Raw genomic sequence first — 23970 nt, 5'->3', positions numbered from 1 at the left:
AACAGAAACTAGGGAGGGAATTTTATGGCATATTATATTGAAATAGGTAATACGCAATATAAAATTGTAGATGCAACATTTAAAAAGAATCAAATTAAAATAGATAGTTTTAAAACTGTTTATTCTTTAATGGATCAAGACAATCTACATCAAATTGTTACGGAATTACAAGATAAGAAAGTAAAGAAAGCAACTGTTATTGCGAATAATACAAGTGCCTTTTATCGTGAATTAAAAGTACCTGTATTGGATGATAATAAAACAGTTCAAATTATACGTAATGAACTACAAGCATCACAAACGATTAACCAAGATATGTTAATTGACTTTGTGGATATTGGATTATCGAAAGAAGAGAATTTAAGAAAAATATTAGTATGTGGATTACCTGTATCACTTGTTGGATCTTATGAGAAACTTTTAAAAGATGTTAAGTGTAAAAAAGCAAGAACAATTGAAGTAGGGAATCGTGCTTTATTCAATTATCTATCGAACACTTCAATTAAAGATAATACACAGCCATATATCACTTTAGAAATTATTAATGGATTATTAAAAGTATTTTTATTTGATGAACAAAAATTCGTTTTGTTAAGAAGTGCACGTATATCATTTGATGATTATGAAGGACTTGTAAGCACAATCAAAGAAGAAATTTCACTAATGCAACAATTCCAATTAACGCGTCATTATCAATCTAAGATTGAAGCAGTATATTTATTTGGAGATTACAATGGGATTAATAAATTAATTAGTGATTTATCATTAACTGTTCCGATGCAAATTGCGGTATTGCCAGCATTAAGTAATTTAGAAGCACCTGAAGATTTTAACTATTTATCTTATATTCATGTTTTAGGATCACTTGTAGGAAATCCGAAGAATTTAAATTTTGATAAGTTATATGATGAATTCCAAAAAGATGCAAAAGCAATGGATCCAAATAAGAAAAAGTTACTTATTACATCTATTGTTGCAGGAGTAGTGTTAGTTGGTGTATATGGTGGTTTATTTTACTTAAATGAAACACTTAAGAAAGACATCGAAGCAGAAAAGACATTTACAACAAATGAAGAGTTATTAACTAAAGTAGCAAAAGTATTGGAAGAAGAATCAATGATAAATGCTTATGCAACAATTGGAACTGAAATTGATGGGGCACAAGCTAATTTAGATTTGATTCCATATGTTAATCAATATGTTATGGATGTAATTTATGGATATGAGGGTGCAAGTGTCCAAGATTTTAGTTTGGAACAAGGAATCTTCAGTATTGTTGTTCAAACAACAGATTCTCATATTCCAACATATTTTGCGGATCATTTGAGAAACTCAGGGATCTTCGAATCAGTAGATTTCTATGGTATGCAATACAGTGATAAAGATAATAATTATACATTCAATGTGATTGCAACAATGGAAAGGAGTGAGTAAGAATGAATTTAACAAAGCGAGAAAAACTATTATTAAGTGTATTGGGAATCGTCATCGTTATTACAGTTTATGCGGTCTTCTTACTACTACCTTTATATCGTCAGTTCACTGCAAATCAAGCTGAATTAAAATCACAAAAAGAATTGCATGAAACAATGGAAATAACAGCTGCACGTTATGGTACAAATGATAAAGCCCTAGCGGATGCAAAAAAGGCAGCAGAAGAAAAGTTAAATAAAATGTTACCAACACAAGCAAATGACAAATTGCATGATTATTTAGTAACACTTGCAGAAGAGTCAGGACTTAAAGTTAGAACAACGACCTTAATTGATACAACTATTCAAATGGTGTATCCAGAATATCCTGAAGAAGTAGAGGTTGATCCAGAAATACCTACAACCTATACACTAAAAGATGCGCTATTTGCAGTAAATGGTATTGAATTGCCAGTTGCTACATTCCCTATGATTTATGATGTTTATATGGAGAAAAATATCATGAGTATCGAGGTATCAGGAGACAATCAACAAGTATCTGCTTTTTTAGAATCAATTATTGCACAAAATAAAACAATGAAAACGATTGGGTTTTCAAGAGATGCAAAAAACAATACGTATACAATTACTGTAAGTGTTTATAGTACTGAAGGAATGGAGTGAATCCATGAGTAGTAGAAGCAAAAAAGGATCGGTTTTGCTTTATGTCATTATGATTTTTTGCTTAATGACTATTTTAGGCTTGGGATTAATAACGCTAACAAATCACAATACAAAAATGACAAAAATTGAGATGGATAGTGAACAAGTTTATCAAAGTGCATTGAGTGGTTTAGAGACAACATTAGTTTCATTTGAAAAAGATCCAGAAACAGGAGCCAAAATCACTGAATTCATTCGTAGTGGTGGAGGTACAACATCCACAGAACTTAACATTGATAAAATGGGGAAAATTAACATTGCAATAACCTGTGCTAGTGGTGAAGAAGTAAGTAGTTGTAAAAAGCTGAAAGTGGATTCAACAGCAACATTAAATGGTCTATCAAGAACAGTGACTGGTTATTTGAATGTAATTGAAGGTGGACTCGAATTCCCTGTTACAGTAAAACAAGGTGATGATGATATTGATGATCGCTATAGAAAAGTACAACAGCCAGGCGACAAAGAATATTGCTTGTTTGGTACATCACCAACTCAAGTAGGTACTGAATGTTTCAAGGAAAAAGCGAGTACATACGAAGATAAATTTTCACAATATGAAAAAGAACCCAATCTTGAAAAATACAATAAGAAATTAGATGAATTTCAATTAATGGCAAAAGGACAAAAATGTAATTTTGAGGCAACAATCGATAGTAGTTGTGTTGTTGAGGGAAGTGGTAATACAGTGACTGGAAAGAATGTTGTCATTGATAATTCTAAATCAGATGTAGTTATCGATTTTAAAAATATTGTAGGTGTTATGTCAAGTAATTTCACTTTGACAGATCCAGATTCAGAATATCTTGTAATTTTTATATCAAATAAACCTATAGTGTTTTTTGACACATCATTTGGTAACGATATAAAAGATGCAGATAATTTCGTAATTATTGGCAGCAAGAATACAAACTTTCTATTTCAAGGGATGGATAAGAATGTAAATGGGTATGGATGGATTATAAGTCCATTTCAAGATGAGGATCCTTGGGGTGCACTAGATACAAAAAAAGGCCAAGTTTCTTTAAGAGGTCAAAATAATAAGACGGCCAATTTATATGGTGGTGCATATGCAAGTATTGTTTCACAAGTAAATGCAGCTAATATTTATGGGGTTAAGCCTTCAGATAAAATGCTAGGATTGTTTGCTGATCTTGATTTAGAGATGAGCGGAGGAGGTGCAATGACCTTTGCAAAAACATACGACAAATAGAGGATTTACATTGATTGAGGTTATTGTATCAGTAGGAATACTTGCGATTATTTCTGTCTTATTTATTACTGTATTCTCAAGAATGGTAGAAATTAATATGGCAAATAAAAAAATAAATGATGCTAGTTTAAAAGGTGCTTCAGAAATCACACAAGGGAATTTTGATTGTACAAGCGGAAGTTATATTGCGCCATTATCATTTAATGGCAATACATTTACTGTTAGTGCCCAAATGTGTGATGTATCAAGTCAAAAGAAATATAAATTATTTAGAGTAGTTGGAGAATAGAATGAAGAAAAAAGGGATGACATTAGTTGAACTTATTATGGCAATCGCAGTTTTAGGGATTATCATGGTTTTTGTAGCGACTGGAATGCAACCTGTTCTTCAAAGTTATGGTGTACAACGCAAACTTAATTTAAGTAAAGATATAGCGAATAATTCACTCGCAATTATTAAAAATGAGATAAGAAATGCAAAAGGTTCAATTGCAGTTGGAACTGATGGTACATGTGATGCTACAATATATTCAAACGGTAAATCAATTATATTTTCCAATACTGAGAAAACATTACCTTATAGTTATTTTGGAAATGAGAATAATATAAGTTTAAGTTTTTCAATTGCGGATGGAAAAGTTGTTGTCAATTTAAGTGTAAATGGATATAAAACATCGGGTACATTTGCTCCTTATAAACAAACAAATATTACAAAAGATGGTACTGGGAATACATTGTGTATAGTAAAAGAAGCGTCTGCAGAAGACACTCCTTAATTAAAAGAAATTCGTAAAATACCAAGAAATCAATGTTTGACCATAAATCAAACAGAATAGAATTGCGAAGATTAAATGTGGACCAAGAGGCATTTCGGATTTAAGTGATGTTTTCTTTACTCGAGTTGAAATGATTCCAAAGATACTTGCGGTAATAGAACCAATCATCATCGCAAGAAGGATATTTTGCCAACCCAAAACAAATCCAGCAGCCCCCATGAGTTTTACGTCACCATAACCCATGCCTTTTGTAAGATAGGCAATGATAAATAAGGGGATGCTAATGATAATGGCTCCAATTAGTTTATCATTTAATGAAGAAGGGTGTAAAATTAGAAGTAATATACCACATAGAATACAAATAAGATGAGTTCGATCAGGAATGATCATTGTTTGTAAATCGATGACAGCAGCGTAAATTAATACGGATGCGAATATAAAATAAATAAGTGTATCAAGTGTTATTCCAAATGTTAAATAGAGTATTAAATAAGTAATTGCGGTTAATGCTTCCACAATTGGATATTGGATAGAAATTGGTTTGTGACAATGTTTGCACTTGCCTCTAAGACCAATCCAACTAAATAGTGGAATAAGTTCATACCATGATAGGGTATGATTGCACTTAGGGCAATGAGAGCGACCTTTTGAAATTGGTTCCTGTGTTTGATATCGTAAGATACAAACATTAAGAAACGAACCAATTACTAGACCAAGTAATATAGAATAAATTGCTAGTAGTAATTGCATAGTGACCTCACTTCTAATATTTGCTACTAATAAGCATAACACAAAACGATGATAAAGGAGAATGTGTATGGAAAAGAATGTACCTATAGGTCAATTATTATTAAGTAATAACTACATTACAATGGACCAATTAAACGATGCTCTTTCAAAACAAAAGATGCAACCAGGAAAACGTTTAGGAGATGTACTTGTTGACTTGGGCTATGTTAAGGAAAAAGATGTTCTAAAACTTTTGAGTAAGAAGTTAAACTTGCCTTATATAGAAAATCCAGTATTTAGTGTAGAGACAGATGCAATCAATTTAATTCCTGAAGAATTGTTGATGAAATCAAAAGTTTTGCCTTTGTACGTTCGTGAAGGTGTCTTGTTTGTAGCCACTGCAGATCCACTAGATTTTTATAGTATTGAAGATATTCGTGTTGCAACGGGGATGCATGTTGAATGTATTATCTCAAGTAAAAAAGAAATTGAGGTTGCTCAAGATAAAATATTTACTCGTTTGAAAACGAGTGATGCTATCAATGTACTTCATCAAGAAAATACAGAGATACAAGTTGATGCAGGAAATGCAGAAATGCTTGAAAGAATTGATGCTGCACCAGTTGTTAAATTATTGAACAACATTGTTAGTGATGCAATTCAAAGTAATGCAAGTGATATTCATATTGAACCTGAAGAAAACAAAGTGTTAGTACGATTCAGAATTGACGGTGATTTACGTGTGAATATGGAGTTACAAACAAATCTACATCCATTATTAGTAACCCGTTTAAAAATTATGTCTGGTATGAATATAGCTGAAAAAAGAGTTCCACAAGATGGACGTTTCAAATTCCAACATGGTATATCAGAAATTGATATGCGTGTATCTTCACTACCTACTATCTATGGCGAGAAGATTGTTATGCGTTTGTTAGGAACAAACCAAGATGTTAGTTACAATTTTGAAGACATGGGATTTAGTGATAGAAGTATTAAAATTATTCATGACTTATTAAAATATTCAAATGGAATTATACTTGCAACAGGTCCAACTGGATCTGGTAAAACAACAACGTTGTATACAATGTTAAAAGAAATTATCCATCCAAAATTGAACATTGTTACAGTAGAAGATCCGGTAGAAAAACGTATCGAAGGTGTAAACCAAGTTCAAGTAAATAACAAAGCAGGATTAACCTTTGCTTCTGGATTGCGTTCAATCTTGCGACAAGACCCAGATATTATCATGATTGGGGAGATACGTGATGCGGAAACTGCTGAAATTGCAGTACGTGCATCTATTACAGGTCACTTGGTTATTTCAACACTTCATACAAATGACTCATTTTCTTCAATAGCACGTTTAGTTGATATGGGGGTTGAACCTTATTTACTAGCAGATTCAATTCGTGGAGTAATTGCACAACGACTTGTAAAACGTGTTTGTCCACATTGTAGAAAAGCATATGTTGCAGATGAAAGAGTACAAAAGTTATTAAATGATTCTTCCATCACTACAGTATACAAAGGTGAAGGATGTCAATTGTGCGGCAATACCGGATATCGTGGACGTATTGCAGTTAATGAAATCTTTAAAGTAACACCAGATATTAAACGTATTATTGTAGAAAAAGGAAATGATGTAAAAGCAATAAGAGATTATGCTAGAAATACAAATATTATTACAATGAGAGAAGAACTTGCAGATCTTGTAAGAGAAGGAACGACAAGTGTTGAAGAAGCACTTAAGATTCTATACTCAATTGATTAGGAGAAAAACATATGATTGAACAATATTTAAGATTCGCAAGACAAAATAATGCATCCGATGTTCATATCACAGTAGGCTTACCTGCGATGTTACGTGTTACAGGCAATATAAGACCCATTAATGATGTACCTCTATCTGAGGATGAGGTAAATCTATTAGTTAAATCAATGATAAGCGATGCGCAACTTAATAAATTAATGTCTGGAGATGATTTGGACTTTACCTATGTATCACAAGATGGATTTAGAAATCGTGTTAACATTTATCGCCAAAAAGGAAATTTTGCAGTAGCACTACGCTTGTTGAATAGTACAATACCAACACTTGAACAACTTGAGTTACCTGAGGTTTTAGGTAAATTAGCAATGTTACAAAGAGGATTAATCCTAGTAACAGGTCCAACGGGTTCTGGAAAATCAACAACACTTGCTGCAATGATTGATGTAATCAATAGAAATAGAAGATGTCATATTCTAACACTTGAAGAGCCAATAGAATATGTACACAATCATAAATCATCAATGATTAATCAACGTGAAATAGGTAGCGACTCGTATAGTTTTGCCCATGCACTTCGATCTGCACTACGTGAAGATCCAGATGTTATTCTTGTTGGGGAAATGCGTGACTTTGAAACGATATCACTTGCGTTAACTGCAGCAGAAACAGGACACTTGGTTCTATCGACATTACATACAACCAATGTTGCTCAAACCATTGACCGGATCATCGATGTTTTCCCACCAAATCAACAAAATCAAATAAGACTGCAATTATCTGTATGTTTAAAGGCGGTATGTGCTCAACATTTATTGCCAAGAATTGATAACCGCTCAAGGGTTGCAGCGTTAGAACTTGTAGTAATGAATGAAGCTGTAGGCAACATGATACGTGAAGGAAAAACTTACCATATTCCAAGTGTTATGCAAACTCATCCAGCAGAGGGTATGCAAACAATAGAGATGGCTCTAGCAAAACTTGTAAGAGAAAACAAAATATCCATGGATGTGGCTATGGAGCATTGCTCTGATCCACAATTACTAAGAAGGTTAGTTAATTCCATCATATAACCCATTGATAACCTATAAATTAACGGTATATTGTATTATTTTGACAATGTTATATAATAAAAGTGAAAAGGGAGAGAAAATCATGAAAAAAATTAAAAACAAAAAAGGGTTCACATTAATTGAACTTATCGTAGTAATCGCAATTCTTGCAGTATTAGGTCTATTATTAGTGCCACAAATTAGTGGGTATATCAAAGCGTCAAAAGATGCAGTTGGAACAGCAAATGCTAAATCTTGTTTTTCGCAAAGATCACTTGAAAAAGCAAATACTGATGCAGGTCTCAATATGACTGTTACAGTTGACCCAAAATGCAGTGATATAGCTGCAGATGGTAGTGTTACTTGGACTGACAAGGACAATAAAGTTTATACTTACAAGGGTGGGGAAGTTGTACTACCACAATAGTTATTGATTTAATTGCCAAGAGACGATGGAAGTAGTTAGTTTTCCATCGTTTTTATATGTCTTCACTTTAGATGAATATTAGATGAACTTTGAGGTGAGAATCTTCCTATTAATAGGGAAATATGCTAAACTACGTGTAGTAAAGGAGTAGGTTATGAAAAGAATAATTTTAACACTTGCGGTTAATACGATATCATTGTGGATTGTTAATTACTTGTTTACTGGAGTAGAGATTAGCTCTGGTGAAACATTGATGATTCTTGCGATTATTTTATCGTTATTAAACGTTACAATTAAACCTATACTCAATATATTTACATTCCCAGTAACATTACTAACATTTGGATTATTTTCATTAATAATAAACGGGTTTGTATTACAACTTGCATTTTCGTTTGTAAGTGGTGCATCAATAGATTCATTTACTACAACGGTGTTAGCTGCAATAGTATTGAGTATTGCGAATAGTTTTTTAAACGCATTGGTAGGTAAGAAATAATATGAAAACTGAAGTTGTGTATTTTACAAGAACCAAGCATACTGAAAAGATGGCTCGGGTTGTTGCGGATGTTTGTGGAGTTGAAGCTATTAATATCACAGAACAACATCGTTTGTTTGATGTGGATTGTTTATTTATTGGTACGGGTATCTATGGGGGGAAACCTTCGGCTGAATTATTTAGGTACATTGATGATTTGCCAGTGAATCAAATTAAGCATGCAGTGATATTTTCTTCGAATTTTACGAAAAAAGATCAAACTGAGCTCTTAATCAACAATTTGCGTGCGAAGGGCATAGAGGTGTATCCTAGACGTTTTGTTACAACAGGCTCCTTCTTATTCTTAAAAAGAAAACGGCCAAATGAGAAGGATTTAGTGGCTCTTAGACGGTTTACAATTAAAGCACTTCAAGAATTGGGTGGAAATTCATAGGATTTCACCTTTTTTAATGAAAAAAAAGAAAAAAGGTACAAATTGAATTGTACCTTCTAGTAGACAATAGCTGCCCACATATTTCCACTATAACCAATAGCGATTGTATCGTAATTTGGTTGTAATAGAATTGAGCGATGTCCTGGTGAATTTAACCACCAATTTAGTTTTGCTTCAACAGTTGAACCTGAACATGTCAAAATTTCAAGTGGTGAATGATCCCAACTTACACCTTGATCAGATAAAGCTGTTTTATAGTGAGATCCATCAGGTCTACGGTGAGAAACATCACCTACAGATTCTGATGCACGAATTGCAATTGCAGTTTGACCAGCCTCATCCGCAAGTGATAGTGCTGATAATCCATTTTCAGAGCGTACATTGTTGATGAGTTGAAGCATATAAGTAATCTCATCACCAGATCCTACGCCACCACCTTGAACAACAATTTTCTTTGATACTTTTACTGGTAATTCAATTTCTGTTTTATTACCTGAACTATCTGTTGCAGTGTAACGTACAAAATAATCGCCTTCAGTATATGTATCAACATTGCTTTCAAGTTGAAGTGTATCGTATAAGTTTTCTTTTGAATTGTCGATTACATACTCAATATAATCCCAAGGATTAAATTCCTCTTGGTTTAATTGAACTCGTACTGAGTCTTTTGTTAAACCTAATGTTGGAGCTTGTGTATCGACAATGTGTAATGAGACTTTTGTAGTAATCGTTTGTTTGATTAAAAGTGTTGACTCATTGATCGGTTTTACATTGATCATGACATTAATATCTTGAATACCAACTTTTGTTGTATCAATTGCTCCAATTGTCATTTCGCATTTTTCAATTGCGACAAGACTTGGATCAACACCAGATTCTTCAAATACTGCATTTTGAATCACTGCTGTTTTTATCTGATCGAATGCATCAGTCGAATTAACTTCCACACTCACGGTTCTAACTGTTTCAGTTTGTGTTTGTGTAGTGGTTGTTTCTTCAGCCTGGACTTCCTGAATGTTTTCAGAAAGACTTCCACACAGTACTACTAAAATACAAGCAGCTGTGAGTACTAACTTCTTAGCTTTCATAAATCCTCCATTTTTTCAGTCACCCAAGCATTTTATGCACAAAATTCAAATTTGTCAAAAAAAAAGACGATGTTTTCTGTAAAAATCGTCTTTTTGATTGAGAGTATAGTTTAAAAAAGCCTTTATTTATCGTGTTTTTCTAGAAATTTGAGAAATTTTGTTAAATTTTGTGATTTTTCTGAGTTCAGTTAGATTTTTTGCTAATTGTGTTTCATAGGAACTTGACATCCAAGGTTGATAAAAATGCTTGTTTTTGATGGCATTTGGAAGATATTGAATTTGCGGCCATACTTCAGGATGGTCATAATCGTACTTATCTTCTTCCTTTAAATTTACAGGAGTTAATCTTAAATATTCAGGAACTGGTAATGCTTGATTTTGTACTTCACGCATTGCTTCACCAATTGCAAGAGCACCTGATTTACTCTTAGGAGATAAACATAAATCTACAATGGCGACACCTAAAGGAATCATCCCTTCAGGGAATCCAACACGTTTAGCGGCATCAATTGCATTGATGACTCTTGCAACTGCAGCAGGATTTCCTAAGCCAATATCTTCATAAGCAATCACAAGTAATCTTCGTTCAATGGAATCCATATCACCTGCTTGTATTAATCGAGCAAGGTAGTAAAGTGCTGCATCAACATCACTACCACGAATTGATTTCTGGAATGCACTCACTGCATCATAATGTCCATCATCGCCATTATCCATGTTCGTATTTGGAAATTGTGAATATTGAAGTACAGTATCTTTTGTGATTGTACCATTGGATGCAAGAGCACAAATTTCTAATATATTTAAGGCATAACGTACATCACCATTGGAATGTCGAGCAATAATACCAACAGCTTCATCTTCTATTGTGATGTCTTTTAAGCCCTGTGGATGTGTACATGCACGTGTTATTGCCTTGGCAATATCTTCGTTAGTTAATTGTTTTACTTCAAGTAATTGACAACGACTTCTTATTGCGGGATTAATCGCAAAGTATGGATTCGATGTTGTTGCACCTAATAAAATAATAGAACCATCTTCAATGTGTGGTAAGAGTAAGTCTTGTTTATCTTTGTTTAAACGATGTACTTCATCAACAATAACCACAAGACCAGGTGCTAGTTTAGCTTCAAGGAAGATACCATCCAATTCTTTCTTGTTACCAGTTACTGCATTAAACATACGATAAGGAATTTGCAGCTCATTCGCTAAACATTTAGCGAGTGTTGTTTTTCCGGTTCCTGGAGGGCCAAAGAAAATAAGCGAAAATAGGCGTTTTTCTTCAATTAAACGACGAAGTATTTTATCTTTTCCTACAAGATGTTCTTGACCAATTACATCATCTAAAGTTTGTGGTCGAAGTCTAAATGCTAATGGTTCTTTCATTAAAGGACCTCCTTATTTGAATAAATCTAATAATTGCTCTGGTGTTAATTTTGATATAGTACCTTCATTGTTTTCAACAAAAGTATCTGCTAAATTTTTCTTTGTTTCTTGAAGTTTGAGTATTTTCTCTTCAATTGTATTTTGTGTAATCAATTTATATACTTGGACAATATTCTTTTGCCCAATACGATGAGAACGATCAGTTGCTTGATTTTGAGCGGAGATATTCCACCATGGGTCAAAGTGAATGACACCCTCTGCTGCAGTAAGGTTTAATCCTGTTCCTCCAGCTTTTAATGAAATAAGGAAAACGGTAGAGTCATCCGATTGAAACTGTTTTACTAATTCTCTTCTTAATACTTTATCAGTATCTCCAGTTAATGTGTGATACTTAATATTACTTTTCTTTAACTCAGTACTTAATAAAGGAAAGATTGAAGTAAATGAGGAGAAAACAAGAAGTTTCTTTTTATTTTCTTTGAAGGTTTCAATGATATTCATACAGGCATTCATTTTACTAGAAGGCTCATGGATGTTTTCAAAAAGAATTCTAGGTTCACAACACAATTGACGTAATTTTGTAATCATGGCTAAGATTTGGATGTGATCAAACTTTGTGTTATTCATTTGTGCTTCAATAGAGGATGCAACTTGTACTGCGTGTGCTAAGTATAACTTAGTTTCATCTTCATTTAATTCAATATGAATAGTTTGTTCAATCTTTTCTGGTAATTCTTTGAGTACTTCTGTTTTTATTCTTCTCAAGATAAAGGGTTCAACTAACTTCTTTAGTTTATCTTGGACCTCAATGTCTTGATCCTTTACGATAGGAACTTCATAAGTACTTCTAAAGTGATGATAATTGTATAAATAATTAGGCATTAAGAAGTCAAAGATACTCCATAATTCAGCAAGTGAGTTTTCTATTGGTGTACCAGTTAACGCAAGACGAGATGTGGCTTTGAGTTGCTTCACAGATTGAGCATTCTTGGTGTTATGATTCTTAATATATTGAGCTTCATCTAGAATGACATAATCAAATTCAATTTGTTTAAGTAACTCAATATCTCTTCTAATATAATCATAACTTGTTATGCATAAATTGTAATCGTTTATTTGTTTAATATATTCTATTCTTTCATCAGATGTACCATGAATCGCAAGATATTTTAAATCTTTACTAAATTTAGCGACTTCATCTTGCCAGTTAAGGATTAAGGATGCAGGACAAATAACAAGAGTTGGTTTCTTCAATTTCAAGGAATCAATAAGAGAAATAACTTGTAGTGTTTTTCCAAGTCCCATATCATCCGCTAAAATACCATTGAATCCATAACTATGTAAAAGTGCCATCCAATGTACACCGACTTTTTGATAATCACGTAAGATTGTTGAATAGCTTGAATCAATATTGAATTGGTGGTGTTGAAGTTTAAAGTTATCAATACAATCTTTAAATGTTTCAGCACGATGAACATGAATGTTTTTTAAATCATTTACTACCTCATCTGTTTGAAAACTACGATATAAAGGTAATTGCACAAGACCATCTTTCATAGAATCAAGTGCGATATGATTCTTATCAAAGATATTTTCTAACTCTTGAAGTTCATTGGATTCAAGATAAATAAGTTCACCAGATTTCAAACGGTGGAATTTTTTTCTTTTCTTGTAATTTCTTAATACATCAGCTAATTCACTGAGTGGAATATCTTGTGATGTTACATCCAATTCAAGTAAGCCAGCATTAACACGAACCCCTAGATTGATGGCGTAGTGTTTTGGACTACCGATGGATTTCAAAGCTTCCGAAACATAGATATCACAATATTCTTTGAGGGCATCTAAACCAGATTTGATAAAGTCATATGTTTTATCTTGATTCATATCAAGGTATGCTTTGTGCTCATCTGTATCAATTGAATAGGCATATTGGCGAATAAAGTTTTCAATGAGTATGCTGCGCTTATCATTGATATTTGCATTGTTTGTAAAGGCATAAAGCTTAGAGCCATCATTCTTTATGTAATGTACGGATATTTCTAAATCATTTTGTTTGTTTAAATCACCATAAAGTTCTATTCGACTAATCTCATTGTTGTTGATAAGGTCATAAGGAAAGTCAATGAACTCAACATCATCAACTAAGTCTTTTAAGAATAAGTGATAAAAAGAATTTAAATCAGATGTAGCAAGCAGATTAAATCCTTGTCTTATTAGATTGAATAAGGTTAGTAATTGATCTGGCTTATGATATTTAGTTCGAAGTATTGTGTTGGAATTAAGTTCATAACGATATCCATCAATAAGGGTAAAAGGGGTAGGAGTAAACTTCATTTCACAACCTTCTGCAAATTTACGGAAAGAGAGAGTACACTTTTCATGAATTTCACTCGTTGTAAGAATATAGTCATCTTTCAAATCAGTAAACAAATCATACAAACTTGGTAAAATACGATCGGATATGACTAAACTACGACTTGAAGATGAGGGTAAATTTCTGATGTATTGGATGTGTTGAAAAAGAAAATCCAAGATACGTTTAGAATCATCATCAAAATAATCATAATTAAGGTAAGAGGAGAAATCTCTACCAAATTCAAAGAATTCGTTGTGTTTAACATGATAAATGAATTGTTCTAAATTTTTAATTACATAAAGCTTTTGAAGCCCTATTTTAAAAGAAATGGATGAAGAATTATTTAAACTAGTAAAGGCAGGAACAAGTCTTATTTTCTCCGATGGGATGATGGTAAGTGGGGTAATGGATTGTTTAACTCGTTGAATGAGTTCTTTAGAATTCTTAGCTAACTGCATTTTTTTATAGTAATCAAAATCTTCTTCAACAACTGATTTATAAGGTATTGTGGGAACACTCAACTCTTTTTGTTCTTCAACAATATAATTTACATCATAAGGAAGAGAATCATTTGAAATCTTTGTGCATTTTAAAAATAAAGCGCCGACATGACCACAAGGACTATCTTCGGTACACCAATTGCATGAACATTCAAACCCAATCACTCGTTGAGACTCAGATTCAATAATTAGTTCAGAGTGAGTGTACTCAGAATGGTAATAGAATAAACCATTTATAGTATAGTTATCATCTTCTTGTTCAATATGGAGTGCATAATTCTTATTACTGCCTGCAATCTTTTCAGCAATGGCACTATTTCTCTGATTTTTCATTAAATCAGAATAGGTTGATATGGATGTTATATACATAGTTGCCCTCCAAGCTATCCTATAATTTTATCATAGAAACAAGACATAAATGATAAAACTTAAGTAAAAGTTAACTTCATTTAGTACAACTTTCATAGTAAAATAGGTACAAGGAGAATTTGGATATGAAAGTTGTAATACAAAGAGTAAGACATGCATCTGTCACAATAGACAATGAAGTGTACAATAAAATTGATAAAGGCTTTCTTTTGTTGGTTGGAATAACGGATGGCGATACAGAGGAAATAGTTGAAAAGGTTGCGAACAAAGTCGTTGATCTTAGAATATTTGATGATGCAGAAGGAAAAATGAATCTGGGTATTGAAGAAGTTGGGGGTACCATTTTATCAATATCACAATTTACATTGTATGGTGATTGCAAGAAAGGTAGACGTCCTAGTTTTATCACAGCTGCAAGACCTGAAATATCAAAACCTCTTTATGAGAAGTTTAATGAAGTTTGTGCAAGAAGAGTTGAAACGAAGCCGGGTATTTTTGGTGCAGAGATGTTGATTGATTTATGCAATGATGGACCCATCACAATTGTGATTGATTCTAAGGATATTCTATGAAAAAGAAGATTGTAAGAACAGCAACCCTTTGTTTTGTAGCAGTAGCATTAATTATATTGGGATTAACAGCTTATACTTATTTCTCAATTAAAGATTATTTAAGTCCACAAACTGTATTTGTGGTGGTATTAGTGGGAGTAGTAGTCACCTTCGCAATTGGTATTGCGATATTTGGGGTAAGTGCATTTGCGATAGCAATGCAAAAAGATGAACAAGAACAAGTAGAGGAAAAGAAAATGGCACAAATTGTATATGGTAGTGAAGTTGCTAAAGAATTAAAAGATGAAATGAAAATGAAGATTGCAAAAAGAGAAGATGAAGGAAAAAGAATTCCAACTCTTTGTGTTATCTTAGTAGGTAATAATCCAGCAAGCGTTTCTTATGTAACAGGAAAAGAAAAAGCATGTAAAGAAGTTGGGCTTGGTTCAAAAATGATTCACTTAGATGAAGAAACAACACAAGAGAAACTATTAAGTGTCATTAAAGAATGCAACGAAGATAAATCAATTGATGGCATCCTAGTTCAATTACCATTGCCAAAACATCTAAATGAAAAAGAAGTTGTGTGGGCAATTGATCCAAATAAAGATGTAGATGGTTTACATCCAATCAATGTTGGAAAACTACATTTAGGTGAGAAAGGATTTGTACCCTGTACTCCTCAAGGAATTATTGAATTACTAAAAAGAATGAATGTTGAACTAAGCGGAAAACGTGCTGTTGTGATTGGTAGAAGTAATCTTGTAGGTAATCCTGTCGCACGTTTATTGATGAATGAAAACGCAACAGTAACGATATGTCATTCCAAAACAGAAAACATACAAACAATTTGTAAAGAAGCAGATATTCTTGTAGTCGCAATAGGAAAAGCAAAATATGTAACAAAGGACTTTGTAAAAGAAGGCGCTTATGTAATTGATGTAGGTGTCAATAGAAATGATGAAGGAAAGTTAGTCGGTGATGTAGACTTTGATGATGTAGTGGATCATGTAACCGCAATTACTCCAGTTCCAAAAGGAGTTGGTCCAATGACGATCACCATGTTATTAAAGAATACAATTGAAGCTTGCGAAAATTCAGAGGTATAAGATGATAGAATATGGTTTAAATGATATTGTTGAAATGAAGAAGGAACATCCTTGCCATAAATCAAAATTATGGAAGATTATCCGCATGGGTGCAGATATTAAAATTAAATGCCAAGGTTGTGGGGCTTCAATTATGTTTGATCGAGCTGAGTTTGAAAGAAAGCTAAAGAAAGTAGTCGAAAGAGCTGAAAGCGAATAATTAGGATTGTATAAAATAATTACATATAAATAAATTGAAGAAGAAATTGTGAAAATTTCTTCTTTTTTAACACAAATTTGAAATAAGAACTTCGATTTTGGTTCCTTATTTCAAATTCATAACTTAAATTGAAATAAAGTGAGGAATTTAAGCATATTTTCTTGAAAAATTAGATATTGAAGATAAGCAATATAAAACATAACTTAACCCATATAATTCATATTATGTCGTGAAAATTATGTAATAAACGTGACATAAAAAGAGAAAGAATAACATAACAACAGAAACTATTAAGTTATTAGCTAAGAGAATAAGTGAAAAGGATAAAATTATTATATTGAAAGAGCAGTGGAATCTAGGGATTGTTTAGGGATATTTGTCATTACAATGAACTAATGCTAGAGATTAATATGAAAAGAAGATGATTAAACCAAGACATCTTCTTTTCTTTATGAAACTAATTTTTATTATAATTTTTGGGAAGCTGACCGAAATATTTTTCTTTCAGTTTTTCAAAAGATTCTCTTGCATCATGTGTTATGCCACTTCTTGCAAATTCTTCTTCAGCATCTTTAATAGCTTGGTCTAGGGATTCGTCAAGTAAATAAATATCAATTCTATTCATAAAAACTCCTTTTTAATATTATCTCATATTCAAAGAAGATTTCATTGCTATTTAATAAAAGCAGCAATTGTATAGATTACCCATATGTGAAATGGGTAGAATACATAGAATAAGTATTGGGTAAACGTTGTCTTTTTACCTGGCTTGCCATTATACATATGCAAGAAAGGAATAACTAGGAGAGCACAACCCTCACTATAAAGCATTTCATAAATTGTTCCATTAACAGACATGACATAACCAATAGTAGATAACATCATAAAGATGCTTACACCAATTAACCATAAATCTCGTTGTTTAGGTTTGTTGTAGTTATAATAAAAGATAAATACAAACATTGGGATAAGGAAACTTCCCTCACCAATAAGTGTACATAGAATTAATACGGCAATACCAGCACTGATGCGAAAGATTGGTGGAATTTCTGTAATTTTACCTTTATCATGGAAGAATAAGATTAACGCTAAACAGCACATAGCCAAGGCGAAGATAATATTTGGAAAGTTTGGAAGCAAATCAGGGTTTATTGTAAGCATAATAATTAGATTACCTAAAGCCATAATGCCTGCAAAGATAAAAAGGCGTTTGCAGTAATTGTAACGATCATGAGTATGCATAAATCCTTCAACAAGAGTAAATGCAAACCAAATAGCTACAGGTCTAGTAATAAAATGGAATATAGCTACAAGTTCAAATGGTAATAATCCTGGTATTATTGATAGGTGATCTAACACCATTAAAAGCATCATAAACAGCTTAATTTGAAATGAATTGAATTTCATATTTCTCCCCTTATTTAAATATAATTAATAGAATAACATAAAAGATTGAGAAAAACGACAAAAAAAGGTAAACTATAGAGTGTTCGAAAGGAATTGATACTATGTCATTAACAGCAGGAATCGTTGGGTTACCAAACGTAGGTAAATCAACATTATTTAATGCAATTACACAAAGTCAGGTAGAAGCAGCAAACTATCCATTTGCGACAATTCAACCTAATGTGGGGGTTGTAGAAGTGCCAGATACTCGTATGGACGAGATTATAAAAATCGCTATACCAAAGAAAATTATTTATACAACATTTGAGTTTACAGATATTGCGGGCCTTGTAAAAGGAGCATCAAAAGGGGAAGGGTTAGGAAATCAATTCTTATCTCATATTCGTCAAGTAGATGCGATATGTCACGTAGTACGTTGTTTTGATGATGCAGATATAACTCACGTAGAGGGGTCAGTAGATCCGATTCGTGATATCGAAATCATTAATTTAGAATTAGCATTAGCAGATCTTCAAAGTATGGAAAATCGTTTGACAAAAATCGAACGAAAAGCACAAGCCAAAGACAAAGATGCAGCTGCAGAATATGGTGTTGTTAAAAAAATAGTGGATGCTTTAAAAGAAGGTAAACCAGCAAGAAGTGTTGATTTGGATAAAGAAGAGCTAGAAGTAGCTAAAGGATACCAACTACTTACAAGTAAACCAATGATCTATATCGCAAACATGTCTGAGGAAGAAATCGCAGATCCATCAACAAATCGTCATTACAATATAGTAAAAGAATATGCAACAAATGAAAATAATGATGTTATCGCAATTTGTGCAAAGATTGAAGAAGAGCTATCTTCATTAGATAAAGAAGAAAAAGCAGTATTCCTACAAGATTTAGGAATCAAAGAAAGTGGATTGGATCAAGTAATTAGAGCTGCATACCATATGTTAGGTCTAAAAACATTCTTTACCGTAGGTGTACAAGAATGTCGTGCTTGGACTTTCCAAGATGGTATGACTGCACCAGAATGTGCTGGAGTCATTCATACTGATTTCCAAAAAGGATTCATTAGAGCAGAATGTTTCAGCTATGATGACTATATGGAATATAGATCAGAAGCAAAATTAAAAGAAGCTGGTAAGCTTCGTTTAGAGGGTAAAGAATACATTGTAAAAGATGGAGATATCTTACACTTTAGGTTTAATGTATAGCTATTATATATTGATTTAGGAATTTTTTGCATCATTGAAAATAAATAAGTAAGGAGAACTTACTTATGAAAAAAATAAATTTCTGGATTGAAGTCTGCAAAGAAGAAAATGAGTACTATGCAAGTATTCAAGATTTTGGGAAATGTGTAGTTACTGGAAGAACAATTGAAGAGTTAATAGAGAAATCAAAAGAATATCTAAATCGCCAATTATTTAAAAATGGTGATAAATTCATGAGAAATAATTATGAAAATATATCATTCATGAATGACAAGCTATATATTTTAGTAACTATATATCCAGAGCTTTACAATTACAAAATTAGGCATGAAATGGTTAAGGTTAGTATAGAACTTCCAAAATGGTTAGTTGGCATGATTAAAAGTGAAAAAATAGACTGTGCAAAAATGATTGAGGAATTTCTTTCGTCATATTTTAGCGATAAGTATTAATGCCTCATTTTTCACTTTTTTTCTATGATATAATGTATAAAAGTAAATAATAGCATATATAGTAGATGGATAAGTGAGAAGTAATATGAAAAAAAAAGACAAGCAGTATAAAACAATCGAGCTATTTGCTGGTGCAGGAGGATTAGCTCTGGGGCTCGAAATGGCAGGATTTGATGCACTTGCACTCATAGAAATAAATAGTGATGCAGTAAAAACATTGAAGAAAAATAGACCTAACTGGAATGTGATTTGCGAAGATATTGCTAATATTTCAAGCAAAAATCTTTTGAATTATTTTTCACTTAAGAAAGGTGAACTAGATTTGCTATCGGGAGGTGCTCCTTGCCAAGCATTTTCCTATGCTGGTAAGAGATTAGGACTAGAAGATAGTAGAGGAACATTATTTTATCACTATGCAATTTTTTTGAGAAAGCTTCAACCAAAAGTATTTCTCTTTGAAAATGTTAAGGGTTTATTGTCACATGATAAAGGAAGAACGTATAAGACGATGATAAAAATCTTTGAGGAATCAGGATATATTGTAAAAAGTTCAAATATTAAAGTATTGAATGCTTGGGATTTTGGAGTACCACAAAAAAGAGAAAGACTAATTACAATAGGAATTCGCAAAGATTTAGAAGATAGTTTTAATTTTGAGTTTCCTAAACCACACAAGTATAAGCCAGTTTTGAAAGATATATTATTAGATTGCCCAAGTAGTAAAGGGACAGAGTATTCTGAGTATAAAAAAAAGATATTTGAATTGGTTCCTCCAGGTGGATATTGGAAAGATATACCTGAAGAAATAGCTAAGGAATATATGAAGAGCTGTTGGTATATGGGTGGTGGAAGAACTGGAATTCTTCGTAGATTGAGTTTAGAAGAGCCTTCGCTAACAGTTTTGACAAGCCCAAGTCAAAAACAAACGGATAGATGTCATCCAATTGAAGCTCGACCATTCACGATTAGAGAAAATGCAAGATGTCAGACATTTCCAGATTCATGGGAGTTTATTGGTGGATGTGGAAGTTGCTATAAACAGGTTGGAAACGCAGTGCCAGTGAATCTTGCGTATGAAATTGGTAAAGAGATAAGAAATGGATTGGAGAATATGAAATATGTATAATTTGAATTTTATAAGTGAAGAGAATTTTAAAATTCATGTAAAAAATACGATCGAAAAGTATGGGGAAAAGTTGAATTCTTATGATTTAGATAAGTTCAATAAAAATATAATAGATCCGATAAAACTAATATTTGACAAAACAGTGTATGGATTGAGTTGGGATGAAATAATTGCAAGTGAGGTATCAAGGCAACGTGACAAATCAAATAATAATGATATTGGATATTTCCATCAGAGAATATTTCAGTATTTTGACAATTGTGAGGTACCTGCGAATGGTACTAATGGTGGTTGGGATGTAATTTATAAAAATGCAAATGGTATTAACTTACCTGAAGATATTGTGGTGGATAAGATTTTTGTGGAAATGAAAAATAAGCATAATACCATGAATTCAGCTTCTCAAGCAAAAACTTTTATAAAAATGCAAAGCCAGCTATTAAGAGATGATAATTGTGCTTGTTTTTTAGTTGAAGCTATAGCACAAAAATCACAGAATATTAAATGGAATACAACGGTAGATGGAGATAAAGTTGGACATAAGCTAATTAGGAGAGTCAGTATTGATCAATTCTATTCGCTTGTTACTGGTGAAGAAAATGCATTTTATGATATGTGTTTGGTTTTGCCTGAAATAATTGAAGAAGTGGTATTCGAAATGAATGAAAACAGAAAGCCTAATGATAAAGTTTTGGATGACTTAATTAGAATCGCTGGTAATGAAGGTAAAAATGAAGTCACGAATGATATGCTTGTTAAGACAGTTTATTTATTAGCTTTTAGCTCTTATCTGGGATTTAGTAAAGATGGAGATTAATAAATAATATACTACCTTTAATCATACGGGAATATAGCTGAAATATTGAAGGATTAAATAATTTTTTCAATATCAACTTAAATGAAACGTCCAAGTAAAGGTAAGGTATCATAAAGTAAAGAAAAATTGGCGAAAGAAAAGTTTATCTTATAATTTTGATTATCAAATAAGAAATAAACTTTAATTTCAAAAATTTTTATTAATAAAAATTACTTTCAAATCCGCAATAAATTAAATTTCTATTAGTTTAGGTAAATTCGGTTATTTTTGTGAAATAACATTAGAACAATTAATAAGATTTGCAATGGGTAATTTGCTTAATATAATATTACTACCATTACAATAAATTTCTATTAAATAGTTTCATACCTTCTTTATAAGTGGATTGATAAACTTGTATGTTCATAATTTGAATTAATTGTTTTATGATAATTTCTTTATACTTTTTATCTGTCTTAAAAAGGTTACTAACACTAGTAGTTACTTCCTGAATTTTTGCATTTTCGTAAGCCCCTTCAAGTGCATATACAATTTGAATTGTTAAATTTTCTAGTTTATCAAGCAAATCATCATTTTGATAATTTGAAATGAATTTTGAGTAAGTAAAGCTACTTAAAATTAAATTGTTGGAATCCAAAGTTATTTCTGATGTGGTAATATCATTATTCTCAATCATGTACATGAATCCATATATAGCAAATATTATAAATTTTGCATTGCTTAGAATAATTTTTTGGTCAATAGTCAATATTGAATTTGCTTTAAGCTTTTGTTCAATTTCTATATAATATTTGTGTAAACATATCAGATCAATGATAAACTCTTTTTTGTTTAAATCTTTCTCGTAATTTAATTTGAATAACTTCTTATAATAAGTATCATTGTCAAAAATTATTTTTTTACCTGATCTTGCCGTCCCAGGTTGTTGATATACAAAAGATAATATGCATTGACCTAATTCGTCATTTTTAATTTTATAATTATATTTATTTTTCTCGGGTTTAACTCCACGCTTAATATCCAAAAATATTTTTTCGGTTTTCAACCAATTTTGTAATTTTTTCATTTCTGGGGCATTTGATTTTAGATCTCTTTGGGTAATTGGTTTTTGAGAATTGGTAGATTCTGCAATTTTTGAATATAAATATTTCTTTGCGGGGTTTATTTCTATGATTTTACATGGAATATAAAATTCATCATTATTCTTTCCTTTATAGTTTCCTATCTTATATGTTGTTTGGCCACCATTAACTATCGAAAAACTCTCTATGTCTATAGTATTCCCATCAATTCGGTAAGATTCGCAAGCTATAATTAAAACATTATTTAAAAACCAAAAATTTTCTCTATCACTATCTAGTGTTTTTTCAATACCCTCATCTACTATTTTATTTGGAATGAATTTTCTTATATTTAGATCAAGCAACCCATCGTCTTTAAATTTATTATACATTTGTGTTAAAGAATTAGATGATAAATTTACCATTATACCCGAAACGTCAATATTGTTGTACTGTAAATAATTATTAGGCAAATCTATCTTTACTTTAAAATTCTTAACAGTATTTGTTTTTTTAGTTACTTCATCAATTCTTAAAATAATTTCTTCTAAACCTATCACGGTTACATTTTCTGTATCATATACATTATTTTCTGTTTTAATTTTCCTTTCAATATTTTCTTTATCTGAATTGGTTATGCTAAAAATTACATACTGTATGTTTCCGTCATTATCATCTGGAAGTCTATCTATTGCATTTTGCAAAACGTTTTTTAGTTTATTGTTATACATTCCAGTTTTAAATTTTTTAAAATTTAAATAAGTAGTACTCATTTTGTTTAATTCAGAAATCAGGTCATTTAGTGTAAAATTATTGCTATACTTGCATTGTGCGCAAATTATTTTGAAGTTTTCATCATCAAAAAATACAAAATCTATACCGCCATCATTAGACCCATTTGTGATTATCTCCTCAATATCAAAAATATTCTCTTCAAAAGCTCCCTTTTCAGAGAAGTGAAAGAAATATGCACATAGGTATTCGAATGCTTGATCATCTGTTAACGTGACGTTTCTAATGCTTTTATAGTTTCTTTTTATATTTTCCAGTTCTGCTCTTAGTTGTTCCATATAGTTACCCATCCTTATTTATATTAGATCATTATTCTATGAAAATAACAAGATGAACAATAGCTATAATCCTATTTATCTTGGATTTTTTCTTAACTTATGTACACCTGAACTAAAATGAAATATCCTAGTAAATGAATACAATGTTACATTGGAGTGGGAATTTAACTAATTATCACTTAATAGCGATAATTGATTGAGTTTTATTTATTAATTGGTATAATCAAGCTAGTAAATAATTT

Annotated in this window: 24 protein-coding genes; 17 read left to right on the top strand and 7 right to left on the bottom strand. The window is 31.7% G+C overall.

Going from position 1 to position 23970, the window contains the following annotated elements:
* Positions 1–24: 24 nt before the first annotated feature.
* The 5 genes from B5D14_RS06030 to B5D14_RS06010 are packed head-to-tail and all read left to right on the top strand — an operon-like array spanning position 25 to position 4121.
* Positions 25–1434: a type IV pilus biogenesis protein PilM gene (locus B5D14_RS06030; RefSeq protein WP_078711696.1), complete on the top strand. Its 1410-nt coding sequence runs from the start codon at positions 25–27 to the stop codon at positions 1432–1434.
* A 2-nt stretch (positions 1435–1436) separates the two neighbouring features.
* Positions 1437–2096 carry a type II secretion system protein GspM gene (gene gspM, locus B5D14_RS06025; protein WP_078711695.1) on the top strand — a complete coding sequence of 220 codons (660 nt, stop codon included), beginning with the start codon at positions 1437–1439 and terminating at the stop codon, positions 2094–2096.
* A gap of 4 nt (positions 2097–2100) precedes the next feature.
* Positions 2101–3345 carry a hypothetical protein gene (locus B5D14_RS06020; RefSeq protein ID WP_078711694.1) on the top strand — a complete coding sequence of 415 codons (1245 nt, stop codon included), beginning with the start codon at positions 2101–2103 and terminating at the stop codon, positions 3343–3345.
* Positions 3323–3634, top strand: coding sequence for a type II secretion system protein (locus B5D14_RS06015; protein ID WP_078711693.1), 312 nt, complete (start codon positions 3323–3325; stop codon positions 3632–3634). Before B5D14_RS06020 ends, B5D14_RS06015 begins: the two co-directional genes overlap by 23 nt.
* A 1-nt stretch (position 3635) precedes the next feature.
* Positions 3636–4121 (top strand): type II secretion system protein, encoded by a 486-nt coding sequence (locus tag B5D14_RS06010; RefSeq protein ID WP_078711692.1) that lies wholly within the window; start codon positions 3636–3638, stop codon positions 4119–4121.
* Here the strand turns inward: B5D14_RS06010 and B5D14_RS06005 are convergent, their stop codons facing one another.
* Positions 4122–4871 carry a prepilin peptidase gene (locus tag B5D14_RS06005; RefSeq protein WP_078711691.1) on the bottom strand — a complete coding sequence of 250 codons (750 nt, stop codon included), beginning with the start codon at positions 4869–4871 and terminating at the stop codon, positions 4122–4124.
* A 67-nt stretch (positions 4872–4938) separates the two neighbouring features.
* Between B5D14_RS06005 and B5D14_RS06000 the strand changes: the two genes are divergently transcribed.
* The 5 genes from B5D14_RS06000 (at position 4939) to B5D14_RS05980 (ending at position 9032) form a co-directional block, all read left to right on the top strand.
* A complete protein-coding gene (locus B5D14_RS06000; RefSeq protein ID WP_159443740.1) occupies positions 4939–6624 on the top strand; it encodes a GspE/PulE family protein in 1686 nt (561 codons plus the stop codon).
* An 11-nt stretch (positions 6625–6635) separates the two neighbouring features.
* On the top strand, positions 6636–7694 hold the full coding sequence (locus tag B5D14_RS05995) for a type IV pilus twitching motility protein PilT (RefSeq protein WP_078711689.1): 1059 nt from the start codon (positions 6636–6638) through the stop codon (positions 7692–7694).
* Positions 7695–7776: 82 nt separating this feature from the next.
* The gene (locus B5D14_RS05990; RefSeq protein WP_078711688.1) at positions 7777–8100 is read left to right on the top strand and encodes a type II secretion system protein; all 324 of its coding nucleotides are present in this window, start codon (positions 7777–7779) and stop codon (positions 8098–8100) included.
* Positions 8101–8254: 154 nt separating this feature from the next.
* Positions 8255–8599, top strand: a complete 345-nt coding sequence (locus tag B5D14_RS05985) for a phage holin family protein (RefSeq protein ID WP_078711687.1) — start codon at positions 8255–8257, stop codon at positions 8597–8599.
* 1 nt (position 8600) lies between these two features.
* Entirely contained in the window at positions 8601–9032 is a 432-nt protein-coding gene (locus tag B5D14_RS05980; protein ID WP_078711686.1) for a flavodoxin domain-containing protein, read from the top strand.
* Positions 9033–9088: 56 nt separating this feature from the next.
* On the opposite strand, the gene B5D14_RS05975 is transcribed toward B5D14_RS05980, so the two are convergent.
* The 3 genes from B5D14_RS05975 to B5D14_RS05965 all read right to left on the bottom strand — a co-directional run bounded on the left by B5D14_RS05975 (position 9089) and on the right by B5D14_RS05965 (position 14734).
* Positions 9089–10120 carry a CAP domain-containing protein gene (locus B5D14_RS05975; RefSeq protein WP_078711685.1) on the bottom strand — a complete coding sequence of 344 codons (1032 nt, stop codon included), beginning with the start codon at positions 10118–10120 and terminating at the stop codon, positions 9089–9091.
* 126 nt (positions 10121–10246) lie between these two features.
* On the bottom strand, positions 10247–11506 hold the full coding sequence (locus B5D14_RS05970; RefSeq protein ID WP_078711684.1) for a replication-associated recombination protein A: 1260 nt from the start codon (positions 11504–11506) through the stop codon (positions 10247–10249).
* Positions 11507–11518: 12 nt separating this feature from the next.
* Positions 11519–14734: a DEAD/DEAH box helicase gene (locus B5D14_RS05965; protein WP_078711683.1), complete on the bottom strand. Its 3216-nt coding sequence runs from the start codon at positions 14732–14734 to the stop codon at positions 11519–11521.
* A gap of 125 nt (positions 14735–14859) precedes the next feature.
* Between B5D14_RS05965 and dtd the strand changes: the two genes are divergently transcribed.
* Genes dtd through B5D14_RS05950 form a run of 3 tightly spaced genes read left to right on the top strand, consistent with a single transcriptional unit; the run spans position 14860 to position 16593 of the window.
* The gene (gene dtd, locus B5D14_RS05960) at positions 14860–15306 is read left to right on the top strand and encodes a D-aminoacyl-tRNA deacylase (protein ID WP_078711682.1); all 447 of its coding nucleotides are present in this window, start codon (positions 14860–14862) and stop codon (positions 15304–15306) included.
* Positions 15303–16394: a bifunctional methylenetetrahydrofolate dehydrogenase/methenyltetrahydrofolate cyclohydrolase FolD gene (folD, locus tag B5D14_RS05955; RefSeq protein ID WP_342585673.1), complete on the top strand. Its 1092-nt coding sequence runs from the start codon at positions 15303–15305 to the stop codon at positions 16392–16394. Before dtd ends, folD begins: the two co-directional genes overlap by 4 nt.
* 1 nt (position 16395) lies before the next feature.
* On the top strand, positions 16396–16593 hold the full coding sequence (locus B5D14_RS05950) for a DUF951 domain-containing protein (RefSeq protein ID WP_078711681.1): 198 nt from the start codon (positions 16396–16398) through the stop codon (positions 16591–16593).
* A gap of 457 nt (positions 16594–17050) precedes the next feature.
* Here the strand turns inward: B5D14_RS05950 and B5D14_RS12140 are convergent, their stop codons facing one another.
* The gene (locus B5D14_RS12140) at positions 17051–17218 is read right to left on the bottom strand and encodes a hypothetical protein (protein WP_159443739.1); all 168 of its coding nucleotides are present in this window, start codon (positions 17216–17218) and stop codon (positions 17051–17053) included.
* A gap of 47 nt (positions 17219–17265) precedes the next feature.
* Positions 17266–18000: a TraX family protein gene (locus B5D14_RS05945; RefSeq protein ID WP_078711680.1), complete on the bottom strand. Its 735-nt coding sequence runs from the start codon at positions 17998–18000 to the stop codon at positions 17266–17268.
* A 101-nt stretch (positions 18001–18101) separates the two neighbouring features.
* On the opposite strand from B5D14_RS05945, the gene ychF reads away from it, so the two are divergent.
* The 4 genes from ychF to B5D14_RS05925 all read left to right on the top strand — a co-directional run bounded on the left by ychF (position 18102) and on the right by B5D14_RS05925 (position 21597).
* Positions 18102–19202, top strand: coding sequence for a redox-regulated ATPase YchF (gene ychF, locus B5D14_RS05940; protein ID WP_078711679.1), 1101 nt, complete (start codon positions 18102–18104; stop codon positions 19200–19202).
* 65 nt (positions 19203–19267) lie between these two features.
* A complete protein-coding gene (locus tag B5D14_RS05935) occupies positions 19268–19654 on the top strand; it encodes a type II toxin-antitoxin system HicB family antitoxin (protein WP_078711678.1) in 387 nt (128 codons plus the stop codon).
* Between the two features lie 85 nt (positions 19655–19739).
* A complete protein-coding gene (locus B5D14_RS05930; protein WP_078711677.1) occupies positions 19740–20780 on the top strand; it encodes a DNA cytosine methyltransferase in 1041 nt (346 codons plus the stop codon).
* On the top strand, positions 20773–21597 hold the full coding sequence (locus tag B5D14_RS05925; protein WP_078711676.1) for an Eco47II family restriction endonuclease: 825 nt from the start codon (positions 20773–20775) through the stop codon (positions 21595–21597). The genes B5D14_RS05930 and B5D14_RS05925 overlap by 8 nt, the downstream gene beginning before the upstream one ends.
* 337 nt (positions 21598–21934) lie before the next feature.
* Here the strand turns inward: B5D14_RS05925 and B5D14_RS05920 are convergent, their stop codons facing one another.
* Positions 21935–23728: an AIPR family protein gene (locus tag B5D14_RS05920; RefSeq protein WP_159443738.1), complete on the bottom strand. Its 1794-nt coding sequence runs from the start codon at positions 23726–23728 to the stop codon at positions 21935–21937.
* Positions 23729–23970: the final 242 nt, after the last annotated feature.

The organism is Anaerorhabdus furcosa (genome assembly GCF_900167375.1).
Lineage (GTDB): Bacteria > Bacillota_I > Bacilli_A > Erysipelotrichales > Erysipelotrichaceae > Anaerorhabdus > Anaerorhabdus furcosa.
Note: the sequence above shows the minus strand (reverse complement) of the source record. Positions and strands in the feature narration are given on the sequence as shown.

Bases quoted from the DNA above. Each gene is read 5' to 3' on its own strand.
- B5D14_RS05920 (WP_159443738.1), bottom strand. From the start codon at position 23,728: ATGGAACAACTAAGAGCAGAACTGGAAAATATAAAAAGAAACTATAAA.
- B5D14_RS05935 (WP_078711678.1), top strand. From the start codon at position 19,268: ATGAAAAAAATAAATTTCTGGATTGAAGTCTGCAAAGAAGAAAATGAG.
- B5D14_RS05965 (WP_078711683.1), bottom strand. From the start codon at position 14,734: ATGTATATAACATCCATATCAACCTATTCTGATTTAATGAAAAATCAG.
- B5D14_RS06010 (WP_078711692.1), top strand. From the start codon at position 3,636: ATGAAGAAAAAAGGGATGACATTAGTTGAACTTATTATGGCAATCGCA.
- B5D14_RS05930 (WP_078711677.1), top strand. From the start codon at position 19,740: ATGAAAAAAAAAGACAAGCAGTATAAAACAATCGAGCTATTTGCTGGT.
- B5D14_RS05945 (WP_078711680.1), bottom strand. From the start codon at position 18,000: ATGAAATTCAATTCATTTCAAATTAAGCTGTTTATGATGCTTTTAATG.
- B5D14_RS05985 (WP_078711687.1), top strand. From the start codon at position 8,255: ATGAAAAGAATAATTTTAACACTTGCGGTTAATACGATATCATTGTGG.
- B5D14_RS05975 (WP_078711685.1), bottom strand. From the start codon at position 10,120: ATGAAAGCTAAGAAGTTAGTACTCACAGCTGCTTGTATTTTAGTAGTA.
- dtd (WP_078711682.1), top strand. From the start codon at position 14,860: ATGAAAGTTGTAATACAAAGAGTAAGACATGCATCTGTCACAATAGAC.
- B5D14_RS06005 (WP_078711691.1), bottom strand. From the start codon at position 4,871: ATGCAATTACTACTAGCAATTTATTCTATATTACTTGGTCTAGTAATT.
- B5D14_RS05970 (WP_078711684.1), bottom strand. From the start codon at position 11,506: ATGAAAGAACCATTAGCATTTAGACTTCGACCACAAACTTTAGATGAT.
- B5D14_RS06000 (WP_159443740.1), top strand. From the start codon at position 4,939: ATGGAAAAGAATGTACCTATAGGTCAATTATTATTAAGTAATAACTAC.
- B5D14_RS12140 (WP_159443739.1), bottom strand. From the start codon at position 17,218: ATGAATAGAATTGATATTTATTTACTTGACGAATCCCTAGACCAAGCT.
- B5D14_RS05995 (WP_078711689.1), top strand. From the start codon at position 6,636: ATGATTGAACAATATTTAAGATTCGCAAGACAAAATAATGCATCCGAT.
- ychF (WP_078711679.1), top strand. From the start codon at position 18,102: ATGTCATTAACAGCAGGAATCGTTGGGTTACCAAACGTAGGTAAATCA.
- B5D14_RS05990 (WP_078711688.1), top strand. From the start codon at position 7,777: ATGAAAAAAATTAAAAACAAAAAAGGGTTCACATTAATTGAACTTATC.
- B5D14_RS06030 (WP_078711696.1), top strand. From the start codon at position 25: ATGGCATATTATATTGAAATAGGTAATACGCAATATAAAATTGTAGAT.
- B5D14_RS05950 (WP_078711681.1), top strand. From the start codon at position 16,396: ATGATAGAATATGGTTTAAATGATATTGTTGAAATGAAGAAGGAACAT.
- gspM (WP_078711695.1), top strand. From the start codon at position 1,437: ATGAATTTAACAAAGCGAGAAAAACTATTATTAAGTGTATTGGGAATC.
- B5D14_RS06020 (WP_078711694.1), top strand. From the start codon at position 2,101: ATGAGTAGTAGAAGCAAAAAAGGATCGGTTTTGCTTTATGTCATTATG.
- B5D14_RS05980 (WP_078711686.1), top strand. From the start codon at position 8,601: ATGAAAACTGAAGTTGTGTATTTTACAAGAACCAAGCATACTGAAAAG.
- folD (WP_342585673.1), top strand. From the start codon at position 15,303: ATGAAAAAGAAGATTGTAAGAACAGCAACCCTTTGTTTTGTAGCAGTA.
- B5D14_RS05925 (WP_078711676.1), top strand. From the start codon at position 20,773: ATGTATAATTTGAATTTTATAAGTGAAGAGAATTTTAAAATTCATGTA.